General features: G+C 70.0%; 9 protein-coding genes. 4 read left to right on the top strand and 5 right to left on the bottom strand.

The window, feature by feature from the left end:
• Positions 1 to 80 precede the first annotated feature (80 nt).
• Positions 81 to 1,103 (top strand): translation initiation factor 2, encoded by a 1,023-nt coding sequence (locus ACWC5O_RS41550; protein ID WP_450591685.1) that lies wholly within the window; start codon positions 81 to 83, stop codon positions 1,101 to 1,103.
• Between the two features lie 24 nt (positions 1,104 to 1,127).
• Here the strand turns inward: ACWC5O_RS41550 and ACWC5O_RS41545 are convergent, their stop codons facing one another.
• Positions 1,128 to 1,565, bottom strand: coding sequence for a hypothetical protein (locus ACWC5O_RS41545; protein ID WP_450591687.1), 438 nt, complete (start codon positions 1,563 to 1,565; stop codon positions 1,128 to 1,130).
• 81 nt (positions 1,566 to 1,646) lie between these two features.
• Positions 1,647 to 2,405 (bottom strand): TioE family transcriptional regulator, encoded by a 759-nt coding sequence (locus ACWC5O_RS41540; RefSeq protein ID WP_450591688.1) that lies wholly within the window; start codon positions 2,403 to 2,405, stop codon positions 1,647 to 1,649.
• Positions 2,406 to 2,536: 131 nt separating this feature from the next.
• On the opposite strand from ACWC5O_RS41540, the gene ACWC5O_RS41535 reads away from it, so the two are divergent.
• From ACWC5O_RS41535 to ACWC5O_RS41525, 3 genes are all read left to right on the top strand, one after another.
• Positions 2,537 to 3,520 (top strand): ATP-binding cassette domain-containing protein, encoded by a 984-nt coding sequence (locus ACWC5O_RS41535; RefSeq protein WP_450591689.1) that lies wholly within the window; start codon positions 2,537 to 2,539, stop codon positions 3,518 to 3,520.
• The gene (locus tag ACWC5O_RS41530) at positions 3,517 to 4,341 is read left to right on the top strand and encodes an ABC transporter permease (RefSeq protein WP_450591690.1); all 825 of its coding nucleotides are present in this window, start codon (positions 3,517 to 3,519) and stop codon (positions 4,339 to 4,341) included. Before ACWC5O_RS41535 ends, ACWC5O_RS41530 begins: the two co-directional genes overlap by 4 nt.
• Before the next feature lie 113 nt (positions 4,342 to 4,454).
• Positions 4,455 to 5,642 (top strand): erythromycin esterase family protein, encoded by a 1,188-nt coding sequence (locus ACWC5O_RS41525; protein WP_450591692.1) that lies wholly within the window; start codon positions 4,455 to 4,457, stop codon positions 5,640 to 5,642.
• 119 nt (positions 5,643 to 5,761) lie between these two features.
• Here ACWC5O_RS41525 and ACWC5O_RS41520 read toward each other — a convergent pair whose 3' ends face one another.
• The 3 genes from ACWC5O_RS41520 to ACWC5O_RS41510 form a co-directional block, all read right to left on the bottom strand.
• On the bottom strand, positions 5,762 to 6,142 hold the full coding sequence (locus ACWC5O_RS41520; protein WP_450591693.1) for a winged helix-turn-helix domain-containing protein: 381 nt from the start codon (positions 6,140 to 6,142) through the stop codon (positions 5,762 to 5,764).
• 266 nt (positions 6,143 to 6,408) lie between these two features.
• Positions 6,409 to 6,621, bottom strand: coding sequence for an MbtH family protein (locus tag ACWC5O_RS41515; protein WP_381654708.1), 213 nt, complete (start codon positions 6,619 to 6,621; stop codon positions 6,409 to 6,411).
• Between the two features lie 46 nt (positions 6,622 to 6,667).
• The coding region (locus ACWC5O_RS41510) for an amino acid adenylation domain-containing protein (RefSeq protein WP_450781220.1) at positions 6,668 to 11,661 on the bottom strand (4,994 nt) is incomplete at its 5' end.

Here is an 11,661-nt window from a genome sequence, read left to right as displayed (position 1 = left end):
GGCAGGACGGTTTGTGGAAACCTGACGTCTCACACCTCACAAGGTGCGCCGCTCACGCTACTCGACATGGGGGAGAACTCGTGGAATCGCGCGACCGCATGGTGATCGGAAATCTCGTCACGGACTGTCATATCTTCGAGGGAGACGGCACCCGCCCGATCCCGAAGGAGAATGTGCAGATCATCTACGAGCCGGGGCTCCGCCGCGTGGAACTCCCCGTCGAGGTCCAGCGGTGGCGGGAGGACATCGAGGCCGAGATGCAGCGGCGGCAGGCGGCGGGTGAGCCGTACGCCTGGAACAACCCCCGTTTCGCCGTGGAGAGCATCATCACCTCGCGCAGCGACGAGACCGAAGAGCCCTTGGTGCGGATGAGTCTGTGCGACGCGGACTACTACGACTTCCTCGCCACGTCCGTCAACCTCGACGAGCCGCTGCGCGAGGGGGAGTCCGCCACCCTGCGCTCGCAGTACCTGGAGAACGCCGATCCGGTGACCGCACCCGCGTTCCTCTCCTGCAGCTTCGGCGTCAACGTGGCGGTGGAGACGGGACCCGACCGGAAGATGGTCTTCGCGCGGCGCAGCGTCAGCGTGGAGGGCCACAACAAGGTGCGCTGGAACTCCTCGGTCAACGAGGGACTCGCCGCCATCCACGACGTCCCGGAGGACGGCTCCCCCATCAGCCTGCACGCCGTGGCGCGCCGCGCGCTGCGGGAGGAGCTCGCCGTCCAGGACGAGGACGAGGTCGAGCTGGAACTGCTCGCCTTCGCTCTCGACGTGCGCAACCATCAGTGGGCGGCCTTCTACCGGGCCGTGCTCCCCGACCTGACGGCCGACACTCTCGTGGCCCGCCGGAGCCGTGGGATCGAGGACAAGTGGGAGCACGACCGGTTCGACTTCGTCCCGGCCGACCCCGACAGTGTGCTCGACTTCATCCTGCGGAAGCAGCCCGAGGAGTGGACCCCGTGCGGGCCCGCCCTCTTCTACCTGGCCCTGGTCCGCGCGGCGGTCATCGCCCGTGGCGGCAACCGGTCGGGCCGGCTGGACGTCGAAGCGGCCGAGCGCCGGGCGGTGGAACGGCTCGCGACGCCCGCCGCCCGTGAGTAACGCCGTTGCGCCGGGGGCGGCTCGTCAGAAGACGTTCCGCTCCCGGTGCTGGCGACGCAGCTCCAGGAACTTCGCGCGCACCTCGTCGGCCGGCATGCCGCCGCCGGCCTGGATTCTCAGGTCCGCCAGTGCGTCCCGGGACTCCATGAAGCCACGCCACTTCTGCTGAGGCTTCAGCCAGGTGTCCACGGCCGTCATCACCGCGACGACCAGCGCCAGCGCCGGCACCCAGTCGATCAGCCAACTCCCGTGGCCGCCTCCGAGGTTCTGGTCGGCCGCCACGATCGCGCTGGCGATGATGAGCAGGATGCGGCTGAGGTAGTAGGTGACCCCGTAGTTGAAGGTGGCGATCCGCCACCTGCGCATCTCCCTGTCCATCTCCTTGACGAGGGGCTCGGGCAGGGGCTCGGCCGCTGCCCGCTGCCCGGCTTCCGCCACGGTCTCCACGACGTCCTCGGCCATGCGTCCCCCTGCCCTCTCCATGTCACCGCGCGAACAGGCCCATTCTCACCGACGGTGCGAGGGCTGGTGCCGGTGCCCGGCTCAGTGCTCAGCCGTGGCCGCGGGGTGGGTGAGCGGCCCGGGTGGGGCGATGTCGAGGAGGGCTACGTAGCGGGCGAGTTGGACGGAGGCGTTGAGCATCGCGACGCCTCGGACGGTGAGGCGTCGCCGCCAGTCGTCGAGGGCGGCGGACAGTGCCTGGGTGCCGCCGGCGGTGCGGATCTGCTGGACCACCGTGGCGATCTGGTCCAGCTGATAGCCGCCGCGTCTGAGGAGGTGCGCCAGTTCCGCGTCGCGGACGTCGGGGGCACCGTACGTGCGGTGGCCGGTGACCGGCGCGCGGCCGGGGACGAGGATGGCCGCCGCTTCCCAGTTGCGGAGGGTCGCCGCGGTGACCCCCAGGCGATGGGCCAGTTCGCCGATGCTGAAGGTCTCGCTGCTCACCGGTACGTGCGCGGCGGTGTCGGGGCCGGTGGTCAGGTGCGCGACGGCCTGTCCGACGGCGTCCAGTGTTCCCCGGTCGCGCAGCAGTTGGGCATGACTGCGGTCGACGGCCGTGAGCGCGGCGTCGAGTTCGCCCGTGTTGAGCGCCCGCATGATCTGCCCGCTCACGGCGTAGCCGTGCGCCGGGATGAGCGCCAGATAGGCGCGCAGGGCCGCCGCGTGCCCCTCGGTGTAGACCCGGTAGCCGGACGGGGTGCGCTCGGCGAGCGGGATGCATCCGTCCCGCTCGTAGTTGCGGACCGCCTGGGTCGAGATGCCGTGCTCACGCGCCAGGTCGGTGGGACGCAGGTAATCCATGGATTGAGACTTTAGCGCACTATTCCTGCAGCTTTTCATTCAAAGTTTCAATCGGGATTGCAGGTATACGCTTGAGCATCAGGAGCAGGGAAGTTCGGGAATCGCCACAGCTCGGAAAGGAAATCCGGTATATGCCGGCAGCGATCGAAGTGGCTGGACTGTGCAAGAGCTTCGGCTCGGTGATGGCACTCGACCACCTTGAACTCACCGTGCCGGCGGGCACCGTACACGGTCTGCTCGGCCCCAACGGCGCGGGCAAGACGACCACCGTCCGCCTCCTGAGCACCCTGATCAGCCCGGACGACGGGACGGCCGAGGTGTTCGGCATCGATGTGCGCAGCGACCCGCGAAGAGTACGGGCCGTCATCGGACTCACCGGGCAGTACGCCGCCGTGGACCAGTTACTGACCGGGCGCGAGAACCTGCACATGATCGGCAGACTGTTCCGGCTGTCCAGGTCCGACAGCAGGGCACGGGCGAGCGAGCTGCTGGAGCGCTTCGACCTGTGCCAAGCGGCCGACCGGCAGACGAAGACGTACTCGGGCGGAATGCGCCGCCGGCTCGACCTCGCCGCGAGCCTCATGGCACGGCCCGGACTCATCTTCCTCGACGAGCCGACCACCGGCCTGGACCCGCGCAGCCGCATGGCGGTGTGGCAGATGGTGCGCGAACTGGTCGCGGAGGGCACGACCGTGCTGCTCACGACGCAGTACCTGGAGGAGGCGGACCAGCTCGCCGACTCGCTGTCGGTGATCGACCAGGGCAAGGTCATCGCCGGCGGCACGCCGGACGAGCTGAAGGCGCAGGTGGGCCAGGACTGGGTCGACATCACCCTCATCGACGGCGCCGCCCTCGACGAGACCACGAGACTCCTGCGGGAGCGGCTGGGCACCGACCCGATCGCCGACCCGGAGACCCTGGTGGTCCGCGCGCCGCTGGCCGACGGCGGCACGCTGCCCGATCTCCTGCATCTGCTCAAGGCCTCCGGTGTCGCGATCGGCAACGTGGCGCTTTGCCGCCCCACGCTCGACGACGTGTTCCTCGCCGTGACCGGTCATTCCGCCGAACACAGGACCGACAAGCAGAACAGCGGGAAGGACAACGAGCGGTCATGACGTCCACGGCCCTGACCTTGCAGAGCGGCAAGGCCGACACGAAGCCGCACGGCAAGGTCTCCTGGTGGTTGTCCGATGTGTGGGAGATGACGCTGCGGAACGTCCGGCACACTCTGCGCAGCCCCGAGCTGGTGAGCTTCTCGCTCCTCCAACCGGTCATGTTCATCCTGCTGTTCACGTACGTCTTCGGTGGCGCGATCAACATCGGGGGCGGACGTTACGCCCAGTTCCTGCTCCCCGGCATCTTCGTCCAGATGGCGCTCTACGGTTCGGCCGCCGGCACCACCATCGGCATCGCCACGGAGATGCGTGAGGGTCTGATGGACCGCTTCCGTTCGATGCCGATGAGCCGCTCCGCCGTGCTCGTCGGCCGGACGGTGTCGGAGATCTTCCGCAACGCCGTCACCGTGGCCGTGACGGTGCTCATCGGCCTGCTCGTCGGATTCCGCTTCCTGGGCGGATTCCTTCCGGCGCTGGGCGGCATGCTGCTGTTGCTGCTGTTCGGCTACGCGGTGTCCTGGTTCGGCGCCTTCATCGGCCTGTCGGTACCCAACGCGGAGGCCGCCCAGGCGGCCGGTGCCGTGTGGATCTTCCCGTTCACTCTGATCTCCTCGGCGTTCGTGCCGACCAGCACGATGCCGGGATGGCTCCAGGCCTATGCCGCCCACAGCCCCATGACCGCGGCCGTCAACGCGCTGCGCGCGCTGTTCAGCGGCGGCCCGGCCGGCGGCTACGTCCTGCAGACGGTCGCGTGGTCGATCGGCCTGATCGTGGTCTTCGCCCCGCTCTCTGTGCGCAAGTACGCGTCAAGCTCCCGCTGACCCGCCCCCCTGCTTGATCGAGGGTTTGAGACTTCCCGGCACAACTGAGCTCGCTTGATGGGCCAGGCCATCGAGAAGTCTCAACCGGTCTTGCAATGGTTCAATTGAGACACATGAGAAAGAACCTGCACGACCTCACCGTGGCCTCATGTGACCTGCTGGCGCTCGGTGAGCCGACCCACCAGGAGCCCGCCTTCGGGTGGGTCCGCAACGAGCTGTTCGTCCAGCTGGTCGACCGCGGCTTCCGGTCGATCGCCCTGGAGACCGACCGTGTGGCCGCGCTGGGCGTGAACGACTTCGTCCAGGGGGGAGCCGGAAGCCTCGACGCGGTCATGCGCGAGGGCTTCTCCCACGGCTTCGGGAACCAGGAGCCCAACCGGCGGCTGATCGCCTGGATGCGCGCCTACAACCAGAACCGGCCGCCCGAGGAGCGCCTGGCGTTCCACGGCTTCGACACCCCGACGGAGAACCACAGCGCCCCCAGCCCGCGGCGCTATCTCGAGCACACCCGCGACTACCTGCAACTCGGCGTCGACCTCGCGGAACTGCTCGGCGACGACGAGAGCTGGAGCCGCACGGAGGCGGTCATGGACCCGGCCATGTCGCTCGGCGCCACGGCCGAGGCCGAGCAGGCGCGTTCGATCGCCGACGCCATGCTCACCCTGCTCCACGCACGCGAGCCGGAGCCGGCCGCGGCGGACGCGCACGCCGAGTGGCTCAGGGCCAGGACGCATCTGACCGCCGGCATCGGCCTGCTGCGCTATCACAAGCAGTGCGCGCAGAGCCTCGAACACGCCGCACGGATCTCCCGCCTGCTCGCCACCCGGGACTCGCTCATCGCCCAGAGCCTCCTCGACGTCCGCAGGGCCGAGGCACGGCGGGGCCCGACCCTGGTCTTCGGCCACAACCTCCACTTCCAGCGCGACCCGAGCAGCTGGTGCCAGGCGGACCTGGACCTCAACTGGCACGGTGCCGGCACCGTCCTGGGGCCCCTGATGGGCGAGCAGTACGGCTTCGTCGCCGGCAGCCTGGGCCGCAGCGAGGCTCTCGGGCTCCTGGACCCCGAGCCCGACACCTACGAGGGCCTGCTGCAGAGCGGTACCAACGCCTGGGATCTGGCAACGGACGTCACGGACGCTCCCGCCCGCACGCGGACCGACATCGCACCGCAGCAGGGCTACCGCCCGCTCGACCGGACGATCCTCGAGGGAGCCGACGCGGTCCTGCACATCAGCGACGGCACGGCCGCCGCCCAGCAGTCGCAGGACGCACTCCTGCCCGCGCTGGCGGTCACTTCGTGATCGGTCACGGCACCGGGCCGACGGATCCGTCGGGGCGTTGGCCGGCACCTGGGTGATGTTCTCCGGCTCGACACCGCGTGGCCCGACTGCGGCACGCGGTGTCGTAGCTGCGCACGCCCTCAGGCGGCCGCGTTCTCCAGTACATAGCCGCGTCCCCACGCGGTCCGGATGACCAGGTGGATCGGGGACAGGCGGCGGCGGAGCCGCATGATGTGCAGGTCGAGCGAGTTTCTCGTGGGCATCGGCACCCGGTCGGCGAGCCGCTGCGTGAGTTCGTGCCGGTACACGACCTCACCGAAGTGCTCGATCAGCAGCTCCATCAATTCGGTCTGCGCATTCGAAATGGTGATCGAGTGCGGTCCGAAACACAGCGTTCCGGCCGAATCCAGAGTCGGAACCTGGCGGCTGTCGAGCCGGTTCTGTAACGCCCTGACACGGGCGTCCAAATCCTCTCGGGATATGGGCGCACGCACCCAGTCCTCGAACGGGTCGTTGCACACGGGAGGGTGTGCACCTCCCTCTACGACGAGAAGACGGGGCACCCCCTCCCTCCTACATCGATTCCGCAGGTCCGTTTGTGCCGGCCATCGGACGAACATCACGTCGCTGTTTGTGCCAGCCACAGCACAAGCCTCCCCGTTGACGCTCATGGATTGGTCAGGTCCATGCCTCTATGCCATGTTAGGTTGTTCGGCCTGCAACCGGGAGGCGGTACCGAACCGTTCCGGCCCGCCCCGAGCGTGCGCCTTTCACCACGGCGCGCGACCTACCGGTTCATCGCCTCCCGGAGACTGCGGGGCCGCATGTCGGTCCAGCTCTCCTCCACGTAGGCGACGCTCTCCGCCCGTCCCGCCGGACCGAAGACAACGCGCCAGCCGGCCGGCACCTCGGAAAAGGCGGGCCACAGCGAGTGCTGGTCCTCGTCGTTGACCAGCACGTAGAACTGGCCATTCTCGTCGTCGAACGGGTTGATACTCACCCTAATCCTCCAGATCTCGTTCCAACGGTCAAGGGTTTGGCCCAGATCATCGCGCTGCGCGCAGAATCTGGTTGATGACACGACAGATTTCAGCCGCGTTACGCGGCCAGTACATTTCGTTGTGAGCGCAAGGGATGTCAAAGCGCTGGATTCGGCCGTCGACGAACTCCTGCCACAGCACCTCGAGTTCCTCCTCCAGCTGCCGCTTGTCGTGTGTCTCCGGGTCGAGGAGTGCATTGAAGAAGACGACATCGCCGTGGTACCGCGGCGAGGTGAACCGGCGCATCTGATCCATCTCACCGACGAAGATGGACGAGGCCGTGGCGACCAGGGCCGGGTATTCCTCCATTCCGGCCAGATGGCCCATGTAATTGGCCAGGAATCGGCGCACCATGACCTCGTCGAGGGCTTCGAGATCGGCGAAGTGACTGGAGGGCGCGGCGTCCAGCAACGCCAGGAGCGCCACCTCGTGTCCGCGGCGCTGCAGTTCCGCCGCCATGGCGTGGGCCAGGGTGCCGCCGAAGGACCAGCCCAGCAGGTGGTAGGGGCCGCTCGGCTGGACCTCCAGCACCTGCCCGACGTAGTCCTCGATCATCTCCTCGATGGAGTCCGCCGGCGGCGTGGCTGCGTCGAAGCCGCGCGCCTGGATGCCGTAGAGCGGCCAGGACGGGTCGATGTGCCGGGCGAAGCCCAGGTAGGGCCAGCTCAGCCCGCCGCCCGGGTGCAGCCACCACAGCGGGGGCTGCTCCCCCTCGGTGCGGATCGGCAGCAGCACGGCGAACGGGTCCTCGAAGCCCACCTGTGTGTCCGCGGACAGCTGCGCCGCCAGCTCGGCCACCGTGGGGTACTGGAACACCGTCCGGATCGGCACGTCCAGGCCCAGCTTCTCGTGGATCTGCCAGACCAGGCGGGTCAGCCGCAGGGAATGGCCGCCGCAGGCGAAGAAGTCGTCGTCGATGCCGATCCGGTCCAGGCCGAGCACCTCGGCGAAGAGTCCGGCGAGTTCCTGCTCGCGCGGTGTGCGCGGCGCACGGTAGTCACCGCCGGTCGGGTCGGGCTCGGGCAGCGCGGCGCGGTCCACCTTCCCGTTCTCGGTGAGCGGCAGCCGGTCGAGGACGACGATCTCGCTGGGCATCATGAACTGCGGCAGCCGGCCCGCGAGTTCCTCCCGCAGGCGCGAAGGCAGCCGGGACACGCGGCGGGACACCGCGGGCACGTTCACCAGGCGGGACGAGGGGGCGTCGGCCGGCCGGTACACGCCGTCGCAGCACAGGGCGTCGACGTCGGGCAGGACGACCGCCTCGAAGCAGTCCGCCGCCTGGGCCGACCAGGTGCAGTACACGGCGAGCCCCCGTGCCGCCCCCCACGTCTCCAGCTCGGCGGGGTCGAGCGTGCCCCCCGTCTCGACCGGGGCACCCCACTCGGCGGCCTCGCCGGCCAGCCTGGCGTTCGGAACGCGTGTCAGGCGCAGTTGGCCGCCGTGCCGGGCCAGCGCGGTCTCCACATCGGCCAGTTCACGCACGTCGGCCCCCCAGACCGCCGTGGGCAGGTCCGCGAGGTGCAGCGCGCTGGTGGGCTCCTTGTGCAGCACGACCTCGTAGCGGTGGCGGGTCAGCTCGTTGTGGTGAGCGCCCTGTTTGAGGCGGATGTCGGCGGCGACGGCCTCCGGACGTGCCACGGCCCAGCGGGTGAAGTAGCCCGGGTCGACGACCAGTTCCTTCTCGCCCAGCACCGCGCGTTCCACGGCGGCCTGCACGGCGGCCGGGCCGTCGTCCGGCTGCCGGGAACGGTGGACCGCGGCGCTGAACATCCGCAGGGTGCGGTAGTTGCGGACGTCGCCGATCACGATGCGTCCGCCGGGCGCGAGGCGGTCCATCGCGAGGTCGAGTACCCGGGTGAGGTAGTCGGCGTCCGGGAAGTACTGCACGACCGAGTTGAGGATCACGGTGTCGAAGAACCCGGCCGGCAGGCCGTCCGGGTCGTCGGCGGGCCGGCAGCGCAGGGTCACCTTGTCCGCCAGCCGCCGGTCGGCCCCGACCTGGGCCCGCAGCCGCTCGATGACGGGTGCCGAGAAGTCGGTGCCCCAGTACTCCTCGGCCTCCGGCGCCAGCGGCCCCAGCAGCAGGCCCGAGCCGACGCCGATCTCCAGCACCCGGCGCGGCCGCAGGGCGCGCACCCGCCCGAGCACGGCCTCGCGCCAGGCCCGCATCTCGGGCAGCGGGATGGCCTGTCCGGTGTAGGAGCTGTTCCACCCGGTGAAGTCCTCGCCGACCCCGCTCGGGTCCACCGCCGTCCCGCCGTACATCTCGTCGTAGATCTCACGCCACTCCCCGACCTGCTCGACCGCGTCACGGCCGGTGGAGGCGGACTCGTCGGGCACCACGTAGGCGACCATGCTGCGTTCACCGAGGCGGTCCCGGCGTACGGCGACCACCGCGTGCGCCACGCCCTCGCGCTCACGCAGCACCGCTTCGAGTTCGCCCGGTTCCACGCGGAACCCGCGCAGCTTGATCTGGTCGTCGGCCCGGCTCACGTACTGAAGGCTCCCGGCCGTGTTCCAGCGCACCAGGTCGCCGGTGCGGTACATGCGCGCCCCGGGCGGCCCGAACGGGTCGGCGACGAACCGCTCACCGGTCAGGCCAGGACGGCCCGCGTACCCGAGGGCCACTCCGTCGCCCCCGACGTACAGCTCCCCGACGACACCGGGCGGCACCGGCCGCAGCCGGTCGTCCAGGACCAGCAGCCGGCTGCCGTCCATGGGTTCTCCGATGGGCAGCGGGTCGGTGCACCGGTCCACCGAGGACACCCGGTACCGGGCGGCGAACGTGGTGGTCTCCGTCGGGCCGTACCCGTTGACCACGGTGAGGCCGGGACAGGCGTCGAGGACCCGGCGGACGGCGGTCGGCGAGAGCACGTCACCGCCCGCCCACACTTCGGCGACGTTCGTGAAGCACTCCGGGTGCTGCTCGGCCATCACGGCGAACAGCCCGGCGGTCAGCCACAGTCCGGTCACCGCCCGCTCGGCGACGACACGGGCCAGTTCCGCGGTGTCCGGCCGTCCGGCGCGGGCCACCACGGCGGTGCCGCCGCCGAGCAGCGGCACCCACAGCTCGTAGGTGGCCGCGTCGAACGTGTGCGGCGAGTGGACCAGGACACGGCGGTGGGCACCGGTGGCCCAGCAGCCGTCGAGCGCGAGGTCGACCACGTTCCGGTGGGTCACCTCCACACCCTTGGGGCGGCCGGTGGAGCCGGACGTGTACATCACGTACGCGACACTGCGCTCCCCCACGCCGTCGGCATCGAGCGGCGAGTCCGGACACCCGTCGACGTCCTCCTCGGCGAGACCCTCGTCCACGGTGACGGCTGGAGCGAGGTCGGCGAGCATGAACTCGGTGCGCTCGGGTGGATGGGTGGGGTCGATCGGCACGTAGGCGGCGCCGGTCTTCAGCACGCCGAGGATCGCCGCGACCAGCAGAGGCGAGCGTTCGAGCACGAGGGCCACCCGGGTGTTCGGGCGGGCGCCGCGGGCCCGGAGGTGGTGGGCGACGCGGTTGGACCAGCGGTCCAGTTCCGCGTAGGTCCAGCTGTGCGTGCCGTCCGCGCAGACCAGCGCGATCGCGTCCGGGTTCGCGGCGGCCGTGGCGGAGAACCGCTCGTGAACGGTGCCGGCCTCGAACGCTGCGTCCCGGCCCTGACCACCCCACCGGTCCAGCGCCACGCGCTCGCCCTCGGCCAGGATGTCCACGGCCCCGATGGACGTCTCCGGTGCGATGACCACCTGGCGCAGGAAGTGCAGCCAGCGGTCGAGCATCGTGGTGATCGTGCCGGCGTCGAACAGTTCGGTCGCGTACTCGGCGAAGCCCTCGATCCGGGCCGGCCCGTCGTCGTCCCGTTCGGTGAGGCTGATGAACAGGTCGAAGCGCGAGGTGCCCATGCTGAAGGGTTCCTCGGACACCGCCAGGCCCGGCAGGGCGAACTCGGGCCGCGCGTTGTTCTGCAGTGCCAGACACACCTGGAAGAGCGGGTGGTGTGCCGGCGACCGCACCGGGTTCAGGACCTCGACCAGGTGCTCGAACGGGATGTCCTGGTGGTCGTAGGCGGCGAGGCTCGTCTCGCGTACCCGGCGGACGAGTTCGGCGAAGCCGGGGTCGCCGGAGGTGTCCGCGCGCAGCACCCAGGTGTTGACGAAGAAGCCGACCAGCCGGTTGAGCGCCTCGTCGGTGCGTCCGGCGATGGGCGAACCGATCGGCACGTCCGTGCCCACGCCCAGCCGGGTGAGCATCGCGGCCAGCCCCGCCTGCAGCACCATCGACACCGTGGCGCCGGTCTCCTGTGCCAACCGCTGGACACCCTCGGTGAGTTGCTCGTCGAGTGCGAGCGGCACCAGGTCGCCGGCGTACGACGCCACAGCGGGCCGTGACCGGTCGGTGGGCAGGTCGACGGTCTCCGGCAGGCCGGCCAGGTGGTTCGTCCAGTAGTCCAGCTGACGCCGGTACAGGCTGTCCGGGGCGTCACTGTCCCCGAGCAGGTTCCGCTGCCACAGGGTGTAGTCCGCGTACTGCACCGCGAGCGGCTCCCACTCCGGGGTCCGGCCGTCACGGCGGGCCTCGTAGGCCGTGGTCAGGTCCTGAGCGAGCGGGAGAGCCGACCAGCCGTCCGCCGCGATGTGGTGGGCGCCGATCAGGAACACCGACTCCAGCGCGCTGATCCGGAAGAGCCAGGACCGGAACGGGATCTCACCGGCCAGGTCGAACGGCAGGCGCGCCGCCTCCCGCAGCGCGTCGGGGAGTTCGGCCTCGGTGACCTCGCGTTCCTCCCAGGGCACCTGGATCGCGGTCGGCTCCAGGATCTGCTGGTACGGCTGCCCGGCATCCTCGCCGAAGACGGTGCGCAGCGACTCGTGCCGCACCACGACGTCGTGCACGGCCTGGCGGAGCGCGGCCGTGTCGAGGTCACCGCGCATCCGCAGCGCCAGCGAGACGTTGTACGTCGCCGACGGACCCTCGAACCGGTGGATGAACCACAGCCGCTGCTGCGCGA

The organism is Streptomyces sp. NPDC001450, from assembly GCF_053597295.1.
This window is presented reverse-complemented; position numbering and strand designations above follow the sequence as displayed.